The organism is Leuconostoc miyukkimchii (genome assembly GCF_019656055.1).
Taxonomy (GTDB): Bacteria; Bacillota; Bacilli; order Lactobacillales; family Lactobacillaceae; genus Leuconostoc; species Leuconostoc miyukkimchii.
In genome coordinates, this window is sequence record NZ_BPKY01000001.1 from 393811 (window position 1) to 414194 (window position 20384).

The 20384-nt window shown below is 36.7% G+C and carries 20 protein-coding genes; 19 read left to right on the top strand and 1 reads right to left on the bottom strand.

All coding sequences use genetic code 11. From position 1 onward, the window contains the following. Window positions 1-29 precede the first annotated feature (29 nt). The 11 genes from K5Q13_RS01920 (at window position 30) to K5Q13_RS01970 (ending at window position 11512) form a co-directional block, all read left to right on the top strand. Entirely contained in the window at window positions 30-908 is an 879-nt protein-coding gene (locus K5Q13_RS01920) for an aldose 1-epimerase family protein (RefSeq protein WP_220739309.1), read from the top strand. A 398-nt stretch (window positions 909-1306) separates the two neighbouring features. After that, window positions 1307-2515, top strand: coding sequence for a tryptophan synthase subunit beta (gene trpB / locus K5Q13_RS01925; protein WP_373306366.1), 1209 nt, complete (start codon window positions 1307-1309; stop codon window positions 2513-2515). Then, on the top strand, window positions 2508-3533 hold the full coding sequence (trpD, locus tag K5Q13_RS01930) for an anthranilate phosphoribosyltransferase (RefSeq protein ID WP_220739313.1): 1026 nt from the start codon (window positions 2508-2510) through the stop codon (window positions 3531-3533). The genes trpB and trpD overlap by 8 nt, the downstream gene beginning before the upstream one ends. Then, window positions 3530-4330: an indole-3-glycerol phosphate synthase TrpC gene (gene trpC, locus K5Q13_RS01935; RefSeq protein WP_220739315.1), complete on the top strand. Its 801-nt coding sequence runs from the start codon at window positions 3530-3532 to the stop codon at window positions 4328-4330. The genes trpD and trpC overlap by 4 nt, the downstream gene beginning before the upstream one ends. Then, the gene (locus K5Q13_RS01940) at window positions 4317-4913 is read left to right on the top strand and encodes a phosphoribosylanthranilate isomerase (protein WP_220739317.1); all 597 of its coding nucleotides are present in this window, start codon (window positions 4317-4319) and stop codon (window positions 4911-4913) included. Before trpC ends, K5Q13_RS01940 begins: the two co-directional genes overlap by 14 nt. 10 nt (window positions 4914-4923) lie before the next feature. Further along, window positions 4924-5694 carry a tryptophan synthase subunit alpha gene (gene trpA / locus K5Q13_RS01945; protein ID WP_220739319.1) on the top strand — a complete coding sequence of 257 codons (771 nt, stop codon included), beginning with the start codon at window positions 4924-4926 and terminating at the stop codon, window positions 5692-5694. A 28-nt stretch (window positions 5695-5722) separates the two neighbouring features. Continuing rightward, window positions 5723-7096 (top strand): anthranilate synthase component I, encoded by a 1374-nt coding sequence (trpE, locus tag K5Q13_RS01950; protein ID WP_220739322.1) that lies wholly within the window; start codon window positions 5723-5725, stop codon window positions 7094-7096. Continuing rightward, window positions 7093-7659 carry an anthranilate synthase component II gene (locus tag K5Q13_RS01955; RefSeq protein ID WP_220739324.1) on the top strand — a complete coding sequence of 189 codons (567 nt, stop codon included), beginning with the start codon at window positions 7093-7095 and terminating at the stop codon, window positions 7657-7659. The genes trpE and K5Q13_RS01955 overlap by 4 nt, the downstream gene beginning before the upstream one ends. 204 nt (window positions 7660-7863) lie before the next feature. Then, window positions 7864-8472 carry a non-canonical purine NTP pyrophosphatase gene (locus K5Q13_RS01960; protein ID WP_220739326.1) on the top strand — a complete coding sequence of 203 codons (609 nt, stop codon included), beginning with the start codon at window positions 7864-7866 and terminating at the stop codon, window positions 8470-8472. A gap of 278 nt (window positions 8473-8750) precedes the next feature. Then, entirely contained in the window at window positions 8751-10946 is a 2196-nt protein-coding gene (locus tag K5Q13_RS01965) for a Tex family protein (protein WP_220739328.1), read from the top strand. Next, entirely contained in the window at window positions 10943-11512 is a 570-nt protein-coding gene (locus K5Q13_RS01970; protein ID WP_220739330.1) for a GNAT family N-acetyltransferase, read from the top strand. The genes K5Q13_RS01965 and K5Q13_RS01970 overlap by 4 nt, the downstream gene beginning before the upstream one ends. A 34-nt stretch (window positions 11513-11546) precedes the next feature. Here K5Q13_RS01970 and K5Q13_RS01975 read toward each other — a convergent pair whose 3' ends face one another. Beyond that, window positions 11547-12431: a YitT family protein gene (locus tag K5Q13_RS01975; RefSeq protein WP_220739332.1), complete on the bottom strand. Its 885-nt coding sequence runs from the start codon at window positions 12429-12431 to the stop codon at window positions 11547-11549. Window positions 12432-12533: 102 nt separating this feature from the next. Between K5Q13_RS01975 and K5Q13_RS01980 the strand changes: the two genes are divergently transcribed. From K5Q13_RS01980 to K5Q13_RS02015, 8 genes are read left to right on the top strand one after another with little or no spacing between them, the layout of a single operon-like run. After that, window positions 12534-13037 carry a hypothetical protein gene (locus K5Q13_RS01980; protein WP_220739334.1) on the top strand — a complete coding sequence of 168 codons (504 nt, stop codon included), beginning with the start codon at window positions 12534-12536 and terminating at the stop codon, window positions 13035-13037. A gap of 18 nt (window positions 13038-13055) precedes the next feature. Then, window positions 13056-13871, top strand: a complete 816-nt coding sequence (locus K5Q13_RS01985) for a bifunctional hydroxymethylpyrimidine kinase/phosphomethylpyrimidine kinase (protein ID WP_220739336.1) — start codon at window positions 13056-13058, stop codon at window positions 13869-13871. Next, complete coding sequence (locus tag K5Q13_RS01990; protein ID WP_220739338.1) at window positions 13855-14352, top strand: ECF transporter S component; 498 nt, start codon at window positions 13855-13857, stop codon at window positions 14350-14352. Before K5Q13_RS01985 ends, K5Q13_RS01990 begins: the two co-directional genes overlap by 17 nt. A gap of 58 nt (window positions 14353-14410) precedes the next feature. Beyond that, window positions 14411-15604, top strand: a complete 1194-nt coding sequence (locus K5Q13_RS01995; protein WP_220739340.1) for an isochorismate synthase — start codon at window positions 14411-14413, stop codon at window positions 15602-15604. Next, window positions 15594-17222 carry a 2-succinyl-5-enolpyruvyl-6-hydroxy-3-cyclohexene-1-carboxylic-acid synthase gene (gene menD / locus K5Q13_RS02000; RefSeq protein ID WP_220739342.1) on the top strand — a complete coding sequence of 543 codons (1629 nt, stop codon included), beginning with the start codon at window positions 15594-15596 and terminating at the stop codon, window positions 17220-17222. Before K5Q13_RS01995 ends, menD begins: the two co-directional genes overlap by 11 nt. Further along, window positions 17215-18030: a 2-succinyl-6-hydroxy-2,4-cyclohexadiene-1-carboxylate synthase gene (gene menH, locus K5Q13_RS02005; RefSeq protein WP_220739344.1), complete on the top strand. Its 816-nt coding sequence runs from the start codon at window positions 17215-17217 to the stop codon at window positions 18028-18030. Before menD ends, menH begins: the two co-directional genes overlap by 8 nt. After that, complete coding sequence (gene menC / locus K5Q13_RS02010; RefSeq protein ID WP_220739346.1) at window positions 18017-19087, top strand: o-succinylbenzoate synthase; 1071 nt, start codon at window positions 18017-18019, stop codon at window positions 19085-19087. The genes menH and menC overlap by 14 nt, the downstream gene beginning before the upstream one ends. Window positions 19088-19144: 57 nt before the next feature. After that, a complete protein-coding gene (locus tag K5Q13_RS02015) occupies window positions 19145-20329 on the top strand; it encodes an iron-containing alcohol dehydrogenase (RefSeq protein WP_220739348.1) in 1185 nt (394 codons plus the stop codon). Window positions 20330-20384: the final 55 nt, after the last annotated feature.

The window sequence follows — 20384 nt, forward strand, 5'->3', positions numbered from 1 at the left end:
ACTTGAAAATTTGGTAGAATATAGATATTATGATTAAACTAGAAAATAAAGATTTAAAAATAGAAATTAACGAAGAAGGCGCTGAACTAACAAGTGTCTGGCATAAAGAAGCCGAATTGGAATACATTTGGATTGGCGACCCAAAATATTGGGGCCGTCATGCGTCAAATTTATTTCCAATTGTTGGCCGTTTGCGCGGTGATCAATATAAGATAGCTGGCGAAACATACTTTATGAATCAACATGGGTTCGCACGAAATACTGTTTTTGATGTCATTGAACAGACTGATAAGCATGTTATTTTTAGAATTCATGATACCGATTCAACGAGACGTATTTATCCTTTTAAATTCCAATTTGATATACGATACGATTTGACGGATGATAATGAACTTAAAATCGCCTACATTGTCAAAAATACTGATACAGAAGAATCATTATTTTTCAGTGTTGGTGGGCACCCGGCATTTAATTTACCACTTGATGGCGGAAAATTTTCGGATTACTATGTTTCAATTGAACCAGAAAAGCTCTATGATCGTGTTCGTTTAACTGGTCCTTACTCTAATCCCAATACACCAACACCTTTTAATGCGAACATACCGCTTCGTTTGCGTCAAGAAGACTATCATGATGACGCAATTATTTTAAGATTAGAACGCCAAAAAACATCATTTTTATTAGCTCGTTTAGCTAATCAACATGGATTACGTATGACTTTGGATAATGCGCAATTCTTAGGTATTTGGACGCCAGCCGGAAAAGAGGCACCTTTTATTGCTTTGGAACCATGGTGGGGAATTGCTGACACTGTTGATTCAACTGGTAACTTTAAAGAAAAATTTGGTGTCAATGTGTTAGCTGCGGGTGACACGTTTAATGGCACGTATAGTTTGCAGTTTTTTTAAAAATATTATTTAAAAGTATTGACAAAATATTCATTTAGATTTAATATTAGGTTAACAATTTAATCGTCCGAATAAACCAATGAGATGGAGATCAAACTTATTGTGCGCGCACAGGGAATCTGGGATACTGAGAGCCAGATCGAACGCAGATAAGCAAATGGACCATCGAGGGTCAGTTGAAAGCAGTAATGTTAGTAGGCTTGAACGTGTGGCATACGTCAGTTGTCAGGTTTGTGTTAGCAGACTGTGGAGGAGCGAGTCAACCAATTCAGTTTTTTTGTGGTGTGGTTGATTAGAAATCAGGTGGCACCGCGGGAAACCGTCCTGAAAATATTGCGAAGGCAAATATTTTCAGGACGGTTTTTTATTTGCCTTAAATTAAAAAAATATGAAATGCAATCAAAGGAGAAAATATGACATCATCAAAAAAGGGTTATTACGGTGTGTACGGGGGACAATTCATTCCAGAGCTACTTGTACCAGCTGTCACAGCGGTTGCTGATGAATTTGAGGCAGCAAAAAATGATCCTACATTTAAAACAGCTTTGAAAAATTTATTTGATGAATACGCGAATCGACCATCACTTTTGTATCATGCAAAAAACATGTCAACGAAATTAGGCGGCGCACAAATTTATTTCAAACGAGAAGATCTAAATCATACTGGTGCTCATAAAATTAATAACGTTTTAGGACAGGCTTTACTAGCTAAGCGCATGGGAAAAACGCGTTTGATTGCTGAAACAGGTGCTGGACAACATGGTGTTGCTACAGCCACTGCAGCGGCGTTAATGGGTATGGAAGCAGAAATTTTTATGGGTAAGGAAGATACAGATCGTCAAGCATTAAATGTCTATCGAATGGAGCTACTTGGGGCCAAGGTTCACCCTGTTACAACTGGGACGCAAGTTCTAAAAGATGCTGTTAATGCGACGTTCCAAGATTGGACGAAACGTGTTGATGATACCTACTATGTACTCGGTTCAGCTGTTGGTCCATATCCATTCCCTGAGATGGTGAAATATTTTCAATCAGTTATTAGTGAAGAAGCACGATCACAGTTTTTGGAACAAACAGGTCGATTACCTGATGTGGTGATTGCAGCTGTTGGTGGGGGATCAAATGCTATTGGTGCTTTTGCTAAATTTATTGACGATCCCGAGGTAGATCTGGTTGGTGTGGAGGCTGCTGGAAAAGGCATTGACACGAATCAAACAGCAGCTACGATGGCTCGTGGTTCTGAAGGTATTTTTCACGGTATGAAATCACAATTTTTACAGTCCCCTGATGGTCAAATTGATCCAGTCTATAGTATCTCTGCTGGTTTAGACTATCCTGGTATTGGCCCAGAACATGCCTATCTGAAAGACATTAAGCGTGCGCAATATGTCCCCATTACTGATGATGAAGCAGTGGCAGCATTTGAATATATTGCGCGTACGGAAGGTATTATTGCAGCAATTGAAAGTGCACATGCAGTGGCTTATGCTATGAAACTTGCACCAACAATGAGTTCTGATCAACAAATTATGGTGAACTTAAGTGGTAGAGGGGACAAAGATGTTGCTGCTATAGCACGATACAAAGGGGTAAATATTCATGAATAATGTTCAAGAAGCATTGAAGTTATTAGTTTTGCATCAAAACTTAACTGCTGAAATGGCTAGTGATGTGATGAATGACATCATGGATGAAAAAGTAACTGAATCAGAAATTGCAGCATACCTCATGGGTTTAGCCGCCAAAAAAGAATCAATTCCTGAGATTGTTGGTTCAGCAAAAGCAATGATAAAACATGCTGTTAGTATAACGCCTGAATTTGACGCTATGGATATCGTCGGAACTGGTGGGGATCTAGCGAATACTTTTAATATTTCAACAACTGCAAGTTTTATTGTAGCCGCAAGTGGTGTACCGATAGTTAAGCATGGCAATCGCGCTGCGAGTTCTAAATCTGGTACTGCAGATGTATTGGAGGCATTGGGTGTCAATATTATAATGACAGCAGAAAAGGCAACCAAAATATTACATCAAGCAGGTCAAACATTCTTGTTTGCACGCGAATTTCATCCAAGTATGAGAATTGTAGGTCCTGTGCGAAAAAAGTTAGGTTTTCGTACGATATTCAACATCTTAGGTCCACTCACAAATCCAGCACGCCCGCGTACTATGCTTCTTGGGGTATACTCACAACAATTGTTAGTTCCAATAGCACATGTCTTATCTGAACTGGGTGTGACGGATGCGATTTTAATTCATGGTCAGGACGGACTAGATGAAATCACTTTAAATGGTAAAACCAATCTAGCCATTTTACGTGATGGAGAAGTTAAAGAGACAATATTTGATCCTAAAGATTATGGATTTGAGTATGTTGCACCTGAAGAATTACTTGGGGGTACACCTGAAGAAAATGCGCACATTACGAGTGAAATTTTAAATGGTAAATTAACTGGTGCAAAAGCTAATATTGTGATTTTAAATGCGGGCCTAGCACTGTACGTTGCTAAAAAAGCTGCTACGATTGCTGAAGCGATCAGTTTAGCCAGAGAAACCTTAGCTAGTGGTGCTGCCTTGCAACAACTCAATTTATTACGTGAATTGACGCAGGAGGAGAAATCATGATTCTAGATGATTTAATTCATGCTACAAGTATTAATTTAGCTAAGCGCCGCTCAACCAAGTCATTGGAAAAATTAATAGATGAAGTAGCACAGCTACCAATTGTAACGCATAGTTTGCTTGAAACACAGTTACGACAACCAGAAATCTCTGTAATTGCTGAAATTAAACAAGCATCACCTTCCAAAGGTCAAATTGTTGCGGCCGATGACTTTAATTATTTGAAATTTGCACGTGAATATGAAGATGCTAACGTTGCTGCGATCAGTGTATTGACTGAAGAAAACTATTTCAAAGGGTCATTAGATATGTTGAAAAACATAGTTAATGAGACTAACACACCAGTTTTGCGCAAAGACTTTACAATTGATCCATACATGATTTATGAAGCTAAAGCAGCTGGAGCATCAATAATTTTATTGATTGTTGCTATTTTAAATGATAAGCAGTTATACGATTATTTAGCGTTAGCGACAGAACTTGGGATGTCAGTAATTGTCGAGGCTCATGATGAAGAAGAAGTTTATCGTGCCATTGCTGTGGGTGCAAAAATTATTGGTGTCAATAATCGTAATTTGAAAGATTTTACGGTTGATTTCAATAATACTAAACGATTACGTGAATTGGTGCCAGTAGACATTCTGTTTGTTTCAGAATCTGGCATTCAAAATCATTCAGACGTTGTAACATTAAAAGCGGCTGGCGTGAACGGTATTTTAGTGGGTGAAACATTCATGCGCGCGAATGATAAAAAAGCACAGATTAGAGACTTATTGGGAATTGGATATGACAAAAATTAAATTATGCGGTAATTTTAGAGTCGAAGATGCTGAATTACTTAATGTGGCAAAACCTGATATGGCAGGCATGATATTTGCACCAAATCATCGTCGTACAGTTAATATCGGTACAGCTATAAAAATTCGTGATCGTTTAGATGATAGTATTCCACTTGTTGGGGTTTTTATGGATCAACCTGTAGCTGATATCATGACTATTTATCAATCGGGTATGATTCAAGTTGTGCAATTACATGGTTCAGAGACGGAATTTGACGTTGAAATATTACAAGAAAATAATATTCCAGTCATTCAAGTGCATCAACCAGATAATTTTCTCAAGCCAACAGCAGCAGACTATGTTTTGTTGGATGCTGGTGCCGGATCTGGTCAAACATTTGATTGGGGAATGGTACCACCAAAACCATTGCGTCAGCAGCCCTTAATGTTAGCGGGCGGGTTGACAGTCAACAATTTACAACAGTCAATTAACAAAGTCCATCCTGATTTTGTTGATATTTCATCCGGGGATGAAGTCGATGGTATTAAAAATATTGAGAAAATGCAGGCATTAGTTGCCATTGCGCATGCCAATCTTGAGTAAGGAAAACAACATGACAGTAGAAAAAATAGAAAACGTTTTGAAAAATGGTAAAGGTTTTATAGGGTTTACCGTGGCTGGTGATCCAAATTTTAGTAAAAGTGTAGATTATGTTGTATCTTTAGCAGAATCTGGTGCAGACGTTGTTGAAATTGGTATTGCTTTTTCAGATCCGTCAGCAGATGGAGATACAATAATGAAAGCTGATTTGCGTGCGTTGAATGCTGGTTCAACAACTGAACGTGTATTTGAAATGGTTGGTAAAATTCGTGAACGTACCCAGGTACCATTGGTTTTTCTTACCTACGTTAATCCAGTTTTTAAATATGGTTTTGATAGATTTTTAGCCAAAATGCAATCACTTAATGTTGAAGGTATTATTATGCCTGATATGCCATTAGAAGAACAAGCGGAATTTGTGACACTAGCTGAAAAATATGAGCGATCATTTATTCAGTTAGTCACTTTAAAATCAGGAAATCGTATTCCAAAATTGATGTCACGTGCATCAGGCTTTGTGTATGTGGTCAGTTCATTAGGTATTACTGGTGCACGTAAGAAGTTAACAACTGAATCGCGAGCGATCATTGAAAAAATTCGCACGTTAACTGACTTGCCTATAGCGATTGGATTTGGCATTAGCACGCCAAAACAGGTGGCGCAGTTTGATTATGCCGATGCCGTCATTGTTGGTTCAGCCATTGTGTCTGAAATTGAGGCGCATCCATACGACGCTGAGCATTATCTTGAAAACATGGTACAAGCAATGAAAGCGGCAAGATAACACGAATGCAGTTGCGAAAGGTGAAAAAATGACACGATTTATTAAAACTATTGATGCTGATACCATTAGTGTTGTTAGTGCGTACTTACGGTTAAGAGGGGAACACACTTTTTTACTCGAATCAGTGCCGACAGAACAAACAACTGCTCGATACTCAATTATTGCCGTTGATCCAGTTCATGAGTTTAAAGCTACCGGCATTAAAGTAACGATTGATGGGTATACCAGTGAAAATGCTGATCCATTAGATGTTTTGAACGAATTGGTTGAAGATCAAACATATCTGAGCGAGAAATTGCCATTCCAAGGTGGTGCAATTGGATATGTGGGATTTGACACAATTGGAATTTATGAAAAGATAGGTCAGACACCAACAGATGAATTAAATATGCCTGATATACACATGTTTTTATATGAAACATTTATTATATTTGATCACCAAAAAGAAACGATTACAATCGTAGCAGATAATCTTTATTCCCATACTGATGAAATAACACTCAAACAAACCTTGGTGCAAATTGAATCAAAACTCAAAAAACAAGTATCGGCTGAATTAAATGCTATACAAGTGTCACCAATTTCTCCTAAATCAAATTTAACACCAACAGAATTCAAAACGATTGTGAATCGTACAAAATCATTAATTGTTGAAGGCGACATGTTTCAAATGGTACCATCTCAACGTTTTAGTTTTGATTTTAAAGATGATCCATTTGATTTTTATCGGCAGTTACGACGTACCAATCCATCCCCATACCTGTATTACATGGATTTTGGTGACAGTCAAATTGTTGGTTCTTCTCCTGAAAGTTTAGTGACAGTACGTGATCAAACAGTGACGACCAATCCAATTGCTGGTACGCGTAAGCGTGGAGAGTCGAATGCAGAGGATAATATACTCTCAGAAGAATTGCGACATAGTGAGAAGGAATTGGCAGAACATAAAATGCTAGTTGACTTGGGTCGAAATGATCTGGGGAAAATTTCTGAATATGGCAGTGTTGAAGTTACTAGCTTTTTAAAGATTCAAAAATACCGTTATGTGATGCATTTGGTGTCTGAAATTAAGGGAACTTTGCGTAAAAACACACCAGCAATTGACGCTTTAAAGGCGACTTTACCGGCAGGAACAGTGAGTGGCGCACCAAAAGTGCGAGCACTACAACGAATTTATGAAATGGAACCTGTTAAACGTGGTGTTTATGCAGGGGCAATAGGATATTTATCACGTGATAACCAAATGGATTTTGCCATTGCAATTCGTACAATGATTATCAAAGATCAACGTGGTTATGTACAGGCGGGTGCTGGCATCGTTTATGATTCAATACCTGAAAATGAATATCAAGAGACAATTAATAAAGCTAAAGCGTTACTTAATGTGGGAGGTGAGTCATGATTTTATTAGTTGATAATTATGATTCATTTACTTACAATTTAGCTCAAATTATTGGTCAAATTTCAGATCTGAAAATACTACGTAATGATGACGCGCAATTATATGAAGTGGCAGAAGAAGCTGATGGTATTATATTTTCGCCAGGTCCTGGTCGACCAAGTGAGGCTGGTGAAATGGAAAATATGATTCGACAATTTTCTGAAACTAAACCAATACTTGGCATTTGTTTAGGACATCAAGCAATTGCGGAAGTATTTGGTGGTGCGGTTGAAAAAGCATCAGAAGTTCGGCACGGTAAAGTATCAACCATGTTATCAAAAGAACCCTCAAAATTGTTTGGTTCAAAAAATACAGAAATTATGCGCTATCACTCATTAATTGTTGCTCGTGACAAAATGCCTGCGAATTTTGTCGTAACTGGTGTTGCTAGTGATGATCTAGAAGTGATGGCAATGCAACATATGTCGTTACCTATTTTTGGTTTGCAATTTCATCCTGAGTCAATCGGAACACCATCTGGTTCTAAAATGATTGAAAACTTTGTGACGTTGACTCAAAAATGAACGTAAAAGTCACACTAATCATTTACTAGTTCATTAAAATGCTATCAAAATTTAAGCTGTTTAAATATCAATCGTAATGGTAATTAGAGCTTGCCTTCTCCAGAAATGTTGATTAGTTTATTGTATGCTTGGACAACGTGGCTTCATATGGTAAAATAAAAAAACTAGTGAATTAAAAATATGTTACGAAATAAGGAGTCTCTAATGGCTAATAAACTAGTGGTAGCATCAAATAATTCAGCTAAAACTAATGAGATTAAAAATGTATTTTTTGAATTTGGTTTTGAAGTTGTTAATTATCGGGAATTGATTGATGAAAAGGTTTTTCCAGTTGAGACAACGACGAATCAATATAGCAATGCATTAAACAAGGCTAAATTTATTCAACATTTTCTTCCAGATGAAAATATTTTAGCAGATGATACTGGTGCTTATTTTTCGGCCTTTCCGAAACGTTTTGGGCTAGCCACTTCACGTGAACTAAAAGCACTTGGGTTGAAATCAATTTCTGAAGAAGACAACTATTTATTAAATTTGTATACATCAGAATTAGATCGTTCGGCTTATTTAGAGGCACTATTTATTTTAGTCACACCTACAGGTAAAATATTCAAAAGTATCGGTAAGGGTGGGGTAACATTGGCTCACAGTGAACGGGGATCATATTCTGTGGGATTTGATACATTATTTGAAGCTGAAAATAGTAAAACCTTTGCTGAAATGCCAATGGCTGAGCGTGTTATTTATTCACATCGTGGTCGCGCAGCTGAAAAACTAGTGAAGAAGATAAACCAGAATCTGTACGAACAATGAGTGTGTAGATTACTTTTGTTTATGACTTAAATTTAAAAAGGTTGCTATTTTCAAATTATTGAGATATAATAAATGAGACCAACTGGGTAGAATCTATCTACCTACCCGCCACTTATTCTTCGGAGTAAGTGGCGTTTTTAATTGAAAAAAAATTTTGACATGCTTAATTTTTTTGGTCATTATTTTGTATTCACGTTATAATGAATGGTAAATGTAAAATAACATTTTCTAAATAGGACAATATCAAATTTTGAAAGAAGATAACGGTAAACATTAAAATGACTGAACTTGCTTTAACTAAATTGACACAAACAGACACAGCTAAATATGTCGCAAAAATATTAAGTATTGGTTTTAAACAGGTCAACTCAACACTTACATTATTAAACGAGGGTTCAACGGTTCCATTTATTTCGCGCTATCGTAAAGAGATGACAGGTGAACTTGACGAAGTGCAAATTCGTGACATTCAATCAACTGCTAAGAAAGTTCAAGATTTAGCTGATCGTAAAAATACAGTTTTAAAAGCAATTGCGGATCAAGGACAATTAACACCAGATTTAAAATCAGCGATTCAAAAAGCAGAAACTTTACAGATCGTAGAAGATTTATATTTGCCTTATAAACAAAAACGACGTACTAAGGCGATGATTGCAAGGGAAAATGGCTTACAACCACTCGCTGATTTTGTCATCACACATATTACAGCAGATATCCCAAGTGATAACTACATCAATGAAAATTTACCTACAAAATCTGATGTTTTAGCAGGTGTACATGAAATTTTAGCTGAACAAATTGGTGAAAATGCGATTTATCGACAATGGTTACGCACGCGAATGGGCACGGCTGGTGTTTTAGTATCCAATTTAAAACGTGGTGGACAAAGTAAGGACGAACAAGAAGTTTATAGTCAATATTATGATTATAGTGCGTCAATTAAAACGTTACTTGAAAATAAGTTTCGTATATTGGCAATAAATCGTGGTGAAAAAGATGGTGTGCTTTCTGTTAAAATTGATTTTCCTGAAGCACGTATGGACCATTTTATTCAAACAAAAGAGTTAAATGGGCAAGCAACATTCGGGCCAGGTTATGACATCTTACGTTTGGCAATAGAAGATGCTTACAAGCGATTTATTCAACCTGCTGTTGAACGGGAAATTCGTCAGGACTTGACAGTTCAAGCACAAAATCAAGCTATTAAAGTATTTGGCGATAACTTATATCATTTACTGATGCAAGCACCACTTAAAGGTAAAATTGTAATGGGTTTTGATCCAGGTTTTAGAACAGGGTCCAAATTAGCGATTATTGATGAACATGGTAAATTTTTAAAAAAGCAAGTCATCTATCCGCACAAGCCTGCTAATGAAAAACAGCGAAATGATGCAGCTAAAACATTCGAGGCCCTTGTGAGTGATTACAATGTTGAACTGATTGCGATTGGTAATGGCACAGCATCTCGTGAATCTGAAGAGTTTGTCGCAACTCATTTACCGAAAGAAACGCAATACACCATCGTTAACGAAGCTGGTGCTTCAGTGTATTCTGCTTCAGATGAAGCAAGATCAGAGTTTCCAGATTTACATGTGGAAGAACGTTCAGCTATTTCAATTGGACGTCGTATTCAGGATCCGTTAGCAGAGCTCATTAAAATTGATCCCAAATCAGTTGGTGTGGGACAATATCAACACGATTTGAATGCGAAAGCACTTGATGAGCAGGTTGCCCACGTCGTAGAAACTGCTGTAAATCAAGTTGGCGTTAATTTAAATACCGCAAGCGTTGCATTACTAACACATATTGCTGGATTGAATAAAACACTAGCTCAAAATATTGTTGCCTATCGTGATACGATTGGTCAATATACCTCCCGTATGCAACTCAAAAAAGTGACACGATTAGGACCAAAAGCTTTCGAGCAATCAGCAGGTTTCCTGCGTATTTTAGATGGTAAGAATGTGCTAGACAATACTGATATTCATCCTGAAAGTTACGCAGCGACTAAACAACTGATAGAACTTGCCAATGTTAATCCTAGAAATTTAGCAACAGACGCAGCTAACCAAACTTTACAGGCTTTGAATCAAACACAAGTTGCAGATCAGCTTGGTATCGGTATACAAACACTACATGATATTATTAGTAGCTTGCAAAAACCAGGGCGAGACGGTCGATCAGAGATGGTCGGTGCGTTGTTGAAATCAGATGTGTTACATATTGAAGATTTAAAATCTGGTATGAAGATGCAAGGTACAGTAAGAAACGTTGTTGACTTTGGCGCCTTTGTTGATCTTGGTGTTAAACATGATGGTTTGGTGCATATTTCACGTTTATCAAAACGTCGTGTTAAATCACCATCAGAAGTTGTTGCAGTTGGCGATATTATTGACGTGTGGGTTATGGATATTGATGAAAAACGACAACGTATAGGTTTAACGATGATTGAACCAGCTGAGGAGGATTTATGAAGATACAACCTGCCACAATACACGAACAAGAGGTCATTTTGTCACTTGAACAAACAATTTTTGACGACATGGCATTAGAAATTTATGATGAATTAACTGTAGAAAACGTACAAGAAGCGCTATCGCTTGCTGTTTCAATGTCAGATGAAAGTCGCTATCATTACAGTCGGGCATTGGTTGCTAAAAATGATGAAAATCAGGTTTTAGGCGTTATATTTGGTTATCCAGATACTGAAGAAAAACATCTAGATCGTGCACTTCAATCCATTCTCGCTGATAAATTTAGTTATCATCGCTGGATGTTTCCTGATTCTGAAGTTTTTGATAATGAATGGTATGTGGACTCAATTGTTGTGACAAGTGAGGCACGTGGTCAAGGTATCGGGAAAAAATTATTAGCGGCTGCTGAGAAAAAAGCAAAAGAATCAAATCGTGAGACAATTGGGTTAAATGTTGACGATGAAAATACGCGAGCACGAATGTTATACCAAAATATTGGATTTAAATCGGTCGGTCGCCTAACACTTGGCGCACACAATTATACACATATGCAAAAAGTAATCTAAAAAAAGTCATTGCTATTTATTAGCAATGACTTTTTTAGAAGAAAATGAAACGTTTTTTAGGTCGTAGATATGAAAAGCCCTCACCTAATTGTTCTTGAGCAGTAAATATGGAGACAAATGCTTTGGGATCGATTTCTTGAATAATGTGTTGTACGGTGTTAACTTCCGATGGATCAACAACAGCATAGACAACGCGTTGTTCACGATGTGAGTAACCACCTTCAGATTTTAATAGGCTCGTACCACGTTCTAACTCGTCCATTATTGCATGAGATATTTCTTCAGGATAGTCTGTAAAAATCATAAATGAACGAGCTGTGTAAGCACCTTGTTGTGTGAGACCGACAACTTGTGCAAATACAAATGATGCAATGAGCGTGTACATCATGTGAATCACATCAATGTATATTAAAGACATCAATAATACAACAGCATCTAGGGCAAACATAGTTCGTCCAATTTGAATACCTACTTTTTGTTCAATAATTCGAGCAATAACATCTGTACCACCTGATGTGCCGCCAAATCGGAAAACAATACCTAAGCCAATACCTGAGATTATACCCGCCAATAATCCGGCAATTAACATATCATGATGCAACGCTGGTGGCATGGGTATACGTTGCCAGAGGAAAAGCCAAAATGATAATGTCAGGATACCCCATATTGTATAAATGAGAGACCGACGTCCAAGGACACGATATCCAATGAGAAGCAATGGAATATTTAAAATCAAATTGCTATATGCTGGATTCCAGTTGAATAATGCGAGTAAAATTAAGGTAATACCTGATAAGCCACCTTCAGCCAACTGGTTTGGAATATTGATATTAATTAAACTCCAACCGTAAAATCCTGTTCCAATGCTAATCATAAGGATATCTTTTACTGAGATACGCGATAAATTTGTATTGTTCATGGTAATTTATTCTCCTAAACGACATTGTTATAATCTTATCATATAATCTACTGGCAGTAGTGTAGGTATATTTGATATAATAGTATCTATTGAGAGGTGCATATGGCAGATAACGATTATAAACGTCCTAAATTCCAAAAGAAAACGCATAGAATACGTAACTTTTTCCTTGTAATTGCTAGTCTGATAATTATTGGTCTAGGTGTATTTATATTTATCGGATATTCCTCATCACAAAAAACAACTGAACCGATTTCCGAAAAAGCATCTAATAGTAATACGGTAAATGAAACAATTGATTCTAATTCATCGGAAACTAGCAATGATAGCATTGAATCTAGTAGTGATAGCCAAGTTACAAGTTCATCTGATACGCATTCGTCATCGACTACTAGCAGTTCCAAGTCTTCTAGTAGTTCTAAAAATGCTGACTCAAATCAGGACTCAGCACACTTAAAAGGCAAAACCATTACTGAGGCAATTAACTGGGCAAAAGCGCATGGTCGCTATTATTCTTGGTCAATTACATCAGGTGGGGATGATGCTATTGTGACCTCTGTAACTGATGATGGTCATAATATTAGTTTCGTTGCGTCTGCAAAATAGCATAACAAGAAGGGTAAAATGCCAAATAAAATTTTAACAATTGCAGGTTCTGATTCGCTTGCAGGTGGTGGGATACAGTCTGATTTGGCTACCTTTAATGAATATGGTTACTTTGGTTTAAGTGTGATGACATCAATTGTCACGGTTAAATCACGTAATTTTAAGTTATTTCCAATCGCAACAGCAATTATTGAAGAACAATTACAGTCTGTATTGGCAGTCGATGATATTGTTGCGATTAAGGTAGGATTATTACCAACAACTGATATTATCACGCTCGTTACCCAATATTTAAGTAATGTACACGTACCAATTATTATTGATCCCGTGATGGTTTTTAAAGAAACAACGCATGTAGACACTAAAAAACTTGTTACTTCCGTCAGACGTCAACTACTGCCACTAGCTACGATAGTAACACCTAACATAAGAGAAGCTCAAATTATAGCCAACCAAACAATTAATACCGTTGACGATATGAAACATGCTGCTAAATCAATTTTTGAATTTGGAGCACAGAACGTTCTCGTCAAAGGTGGCACATCAATTTTGGGTGATCAGGCGGTGGATGTGTTGTTTGATGGTTGTTCATTTCAAGTGTTTAAGCAGGATAAAATACAAGAAAAACGATTAAATCATAATGGTGCTGGTTGTACTTTATCGGCTAGTATAGCCACAAATTTGGGGCGTTCAGCAGATGTTGTATCGGCAATTGCTGATGCCAAAGACTTTGTTTGGCAAGGCATTAAAAATGGTGTCAAGTTAAATGATGCATTTGATGACGGAAACGTTTGGCAAGGGGCTAGGAGAAGTAACTATGAAACAAAAATTTGACACAAGACAGATGGTAATTGTAGCTGTCCTAATTGCCCTTAATGTTGCGCTATCATATATTGTTAGAATTCCAGTACCTGCAACAAATGGTTTTGTGAATTTAGTTGAGGCAGGCATATTTATTGCAGCAATTCTTGGTGGTCCTCGAAATGGTTTGATTGTTGGTGGGCTAAGTGGTTTACTGCTAGATCTATTAGCTGGATATCCGCAGTGGATGATTTTTTCATTACTCATTCATGGTATAGAAGGTTTCGTTGTTGGTTATTTTGGATATCATAAAAATATTTTCAGTCAAGTTATCGGTCTTTTTTTCGGCTCAGTCATTATGATTGTTGGTTATTTTTTAGCTGGCGCGTTCTTATATAATTGGACAGCTGGTATAGCCTCAATTATAGGAAATATTGCGCAGGCTGTTATGGGATTGGTTGTTGCGTTAGTTTTAATTCCAGTTTTAAGGCGATTACCACAAGTAAATTTTTGAAATTAAAGTAAAAAGCGACAGGGATTTTTCTGTTGCTTTTTCATATGAGGTGTACTTCATGAAGTATCATTTTTCACGTGGATTACGTGATGACGATAAGCAGCATCTTTTGGCTGCACTTGATTGTTTTGATATAGTGGCTTATTTTGAAACGTCAAATGGTAAAAAAAAATTGTTTGGTTTTGGCGTGAAAGAGCAATCACAATCCCCTAAAGAATTAAAAGGTGATATTGTATTTGGTGGTTACGCCTTTGATGATCAGGTTATTGCAAATTCTAAATTGATGAATGGATTCTGGTTTATACCAAGCATTTTTGTGGCAATCAATGATGGGAAAATTCGTTTTGAATCCGATGAAATCAGTGATTTTGATCAGTGGTTAATGCAATTTCTATTTTCAAAACAAAAAGCAGTGACAATCCGACGCACTTTTGAAGAAAAAGATTGGCAGTCACGTACAAGAAATTTGATTAACAAACTGAATAACGATGCTATTTTGGAAAAAGTTGTGTTTGGTCGTCAACAACAGTATGCTTTATCTGCAAAAATAAAGATGTCATATCTTATTCAAAAAATGGCAAGTCAAGACAATACTTATCATGTCATTTTAAAAAGGCATGATGAAATATTTATTTCTGCGACACCAGAACGTTTAGTTAAAGTAACAGGTGGTAACTTAAAAACGGCTGCTGTTGCAGGTACCATTCGTCGAGGAAAAACAGTCTATGAAGATAAAGAATTTGGCGAATATCTATTAAATAGTGTTAAAAACAAACGTGAGCATCAATATGTTGTTAATAACATATTTCAAAAATTACAAGGAATGACAACAAATTTAAATGTACCAAAACAGCCGATACTACTAAAAAATAAACAAATGCAACATTTATATACACCAGTTACTGCTGATGTCAATACAGCTTATAGTATAGTAGATATTGTGCAACGATTACATCCTACACCTGCGCTTGGCGGTGTGCCTCAGATTCAGGCGTTAGAATATATACAAACACATGAACAATCACCCCGTGGGTTATTTGCGGCACCTATTGGTTATTACACAGCAGATAATAGCGGTGAATTTGTTGTTGGTATTCGATCAATGTACATCAATCAAATGGTCAATACGGCAACTCTGTTTGCTGGCGCAGGGATTGTTTCGGACTCGGATGCTACACAAGAATTTCAAGAGACAAGTTTGAAATTTAAGCCCATGCGCCAATTATTGAAGGGTTATACATATGACGATTAACGTTTTGACTAAAAATACAAAACATTTATTACATGCGCTTTACCAAAGCGGGGTCCGACATTTTGTCATATCACCTGGGTCTAGAACCACACCAGTAGCCTTGCTATTAGCCGAATACGCACAACAAAATAATAATATTAAATTATATGTTGATGTGGATGAACGTTCAGCAAGTTTTTTTGCATTAGGTATTGCTAAAGTACTGGGTGAACCAGTGGTTATTTTGGGAACATCTGGAACAGCTATTACTGAGTACACATCAGCAGTTGCAGAAGCATCTGTTTCGCATATACCACTCATTATTCTCTCCACAGATAGACCATCAGAATTGCAAAATAATGGTGCACCACAAACCTTACCGCAGCATCAAATATTTGGCAATTTGGCAAAAAATTACATAACATTGACGCTCCAAGATGCTCATCCAGATATCACAGAATATATTGACTATATGACGCAAAAATTAGTTCATAGCGCAAATTCTGGTATAAGGGGACCATTACAGATAAATTTACCACTGCGTAAACCTTTGATGCCACAATTAAATGACACAACGGAGATTACCGTTAAACCACTTATATTTAATGAGTTAGAGACGACAATGTCACCTATAACACTTTCTGAATCTCGGGTAGTTATTCTTGCTGGACCAAATGAAGGGGAAGACTACCATTTACAACTGCGTAATTTTGCAATAGAAAACAATGTACCAGTGATTGCTGATGTATTAAGTCGAACAAGAACGCAGGAAACAATTTATGGTATCGATGCATTAGTTAAAGCCAATGTTTTAACAGAGAGTTATAAACCGGATTTAGTTATTCGTTTTTGTGCAACGCCAATTTCAGCAAGTATTTTACAATGGCTAAAAGATAAAAATATACCAGTTTGGCATGTTGGAATAGCTGCGGGTTCTGATCATTCAAGGCACGTTTCTCGTGTTTTTAAAATATTACCAGCAGCATTTATCGCACAACTTTCGTTAAAAAATGATGCATCTTTTTATGATTTGTGGCAAAATTTAAACAATAAGAAGCGCAAAATTATAGGTGAGGCTGCAGTATCTCGTACACTTGATGATATATTACCTGAAAACACAGCGGTATTTGTTGCTAATAGTATGGCTATTCGTGATATGGATGACGTTTTTACTGGAAAACACACACGTCATGTATACGCAAATCGTGGTGCTAATGGTATTGATGGTGTTGTATCCACAGCATTGGGAATGGCTAGCACTTTAAAAGACCAGAGAAGTGTACTATTGACTGGTGATTTAACGTTATTTCATGATATGAATGGGTTAATGATGGCACGTCAATATCACTTACCCATTGATATTGTTGTCATTAATAATGATGGTGGTGCTATATTTTCATTTTTACCTCAAGCAGAGGCTAAAGAATATTTCGACATGTTGTTTGGTACACCATTAGATTTAAATATGGCTAAAGTGGCGGACTTGTATGATTTAACCTATGTGAAAATAGATAGCGCTGACGAGTTATTACAAACATTTAAATCATCTGTTAATGGGCCTAGATTAATTGAGATTAAAAGTGATCGTTTGCAAAATGTTAGTGCGCATCGGGAATTGATGGATCATAACTATGAATGAGAAAGTAATCACTGTTAACGGTTATCCGTACCATGTTTTTCATCAAATCAACAATAGTTTACCAATAAAATGGGTATTACTTCATGGGTTTATGGGCTCACATCATGATTTTGATACAATTGTTAATCAATTGCCTGGTGAGGTAATGACATTTGATTTGTTAGGATTTGGTTCTCAGGCTGAAACTGTCTATCGCCCATCGCGTTTTAAAATGGTTGAGCAAATTGATGATATTGTTAATATTTTAAAAATATATAATTGGTCATCTGTTAATCTACTAGGTTATTCAATGGGAGGAAGGATTGCGCTTGGCTTGGCAATTCGTCATAAAGAATCAGTGGCACATTTATATCTTGAAAGTACCACTGCTGGATTACAAACGCCTTTAGAACGTGAAAAACGACGCTTGATGGATGAAAAACGCGCTAAACAAATCATAAGTGATTTTGAAGAATTTGTTTTGTCATGGGAAAAACTACCTTTGTTTTCTACACAAAAAAAACTCACAGAACAACAACAACTAGCTATACGTTTGCAGCGTTTAGCACAAAAACCACAAAATGTTGCTAATTCTTTAAAGTATAACGGAACAGGTGCTCAGGATAATTATTGGTCACAATTACCACACATGGAAATTCAAACAACATTACTTGTTGGCGAATTAGATATGAAATTTACTCATATTGCCGACAATATGCTGGCATTATTACCACATGCAGAGAAATATATTATTAAAAACGCGGGACATAATATACATATTGAACAACCTGATAGAGTCATCGAGGTAATAAAACATGTATCACATTGAAAACATTGAAATGTTACCCATAACATTGGCATTAAAAAAGCCATTCCAAACTGCTCATCATGTTATCACACAAAGGCCTATAACCCTTATTAAACTCAATGTGCATGATTTTAAGACAAATACGCGGGTAAATGGTTTTGGTGAAATACAAGCTTTTAATGATTTTAACTACACTCTTGAAAATCAAGCAGTCAGTCAAGAAATCATCCGTACAATTATTGCACCAGTTATCAAAAGTTTATATTTTAAAACACCACAAGAATTTGCTGGGCAGTTGGCAAAGTTGACCCCATTTGGCTCATTTGCCAAGGCTAGTGTCGAGATGGCAGTTTGGGATGCTGTTGGTAAATTAACACATCGGTCATTGTCTCAAATGATAGGTGGTGTAAGGTCGAATGTGGCAGTAGGAATTGCTCTTGGTGTGAACGCCACACATGCGGAAATTGAAAATGCTATTAATAAAGGTTATCAACGTATCAAAATAAAAATTGATGCACAGACATTGGAGATAAATAAACTTGTAAGTCTGATCAATGACTTTCCGAATCAACAGTTTTCATTAGATGCTAATAGTAGTTTTAACTTAAAAAATGTACAAATCCTAAATCAATTGCCTGACAACATTGATTTTGTAGAACAGCCATTCTCTGAAAATGATTTTGTCGATCATGCGTGTTTTCAAAAAACAACAAAACATGTGTTGAGTTTAGATGAGAGCATTAATAGTATTGCCGATGTTCATACGATGATTGCACTGCGTGCCGCAAAAGCCATTACGATTAAACAAGCCAAAATAGGTGGTATTACAGCTGCTTTAACTGCTATTGATGAAGCCAATAATGCCGGTGTAAAACCGTGGATTGGTGGCATGTTAAGTAGTAATTTAGGGCGCGGTGTTGATCTTGCATTAGCAAGTCTAGCAAATGTTGCCTTTCCAGGAGATATTTCAGAAAGTGAACGATATTTTAAGCAAGATATAACTGTTGAAAAATTTCAACTATCTCACGGAACAATTGCTGTGCCTGAAACGTACGGTATTGGTGTTACTTTAGAATAATCGTTTGAAATGTTATAATAGACTCATTATAGTTGAAAAAAGGTAGGATAACTGATCATGAATAATTTTAAATTTAAAAATGAGACATCTATTCGCTTTGGTAAAGATCGATTAGAAACAGAACTATATGACGCTGTGTCTCAGTTTGGTAATCGTGTTCTATTAACATTTGGTGGGGGTTCAATAAAAAAATCTGGGCTTTATGATCGTGTTATTAATTTATTATCAGGTCTTGAGGTATTCGAACTTTCAGATATTGAACCTAATCCAAAAATCAACTCCGTTCGTCAGGGACAAAAATTGGTCAAAGAACATGATATTGATGTCATACTAGCAGTTGGTGGTGGTTCCGTAATAGATGCTTCAAAAGTGATTGCATCTTCAAAATTTTATGACAAGGATCCTTGGGAATTAGTGAAGGATTCGTCTAAGCGCTTTGGCATTAATCAACTACCAATAGTTGATATTTTAACATTATCAGCAACTGGAACAGAGATGAATGCTGGATCGGTTATCTCTAATCCAGAGACAAATCAAAAATTAGGCACAATGGGTCCTAATACGCCTGCTGTTTCGTTTTTAGATCCACAATTAACTTATTCAGTTTCTAAGTGGCAAACGGCAGCAGGTTCAATTGATATATTTAGTCACTTAACTGAGCAATATTTTGATACTGGTGCTAGTGATGTAACTTTAGGAATGATAGAGGGCTTGTATCGTGCAGTAATTAAAAATACACCGTCTGTATTAGCTGATCCAAATAATTATGACGCACGGGCAGCGCTTATGTGGTCTTCCACAATGGCACTAAATGGCTTGGTTAGTGTTGGCACACAAAATGGTTGGACGGTTCATCCCATTGAACACGAATTATCTGCTTATTATGACATTACGCATGGTATTGGACTAGGCATTTTGACACCGAGATGGATGAAACACATTTTGTCTGCGGAAACAGTACCACGCTTTGCGCAATTTGGTCGTCATGTTTGGCACTTAACAGGAACTGATGAAGTAGTTGCAAATCAAGCGATTCAAGCAACTTTTGATTGGGTAAAATCACTTAATGTACCAACAACACTACCTGGTGTTGAAATTAATGACACAACGCATTTTCAGAAAATGGCTGAAAGTGCCGTGTTAGTTGGAGATTTAAATCATAGTGCATATGTTCCGCTAGAAGTGGCAGATGTTGTTAGTTTGTTTGAACAATCAATGACAAATAGCGGATTTGTGGATTAATGATTAATTGAGGTTAGCAAGATATGCTAACTTTTTTGTTGCAATGATATGAGTA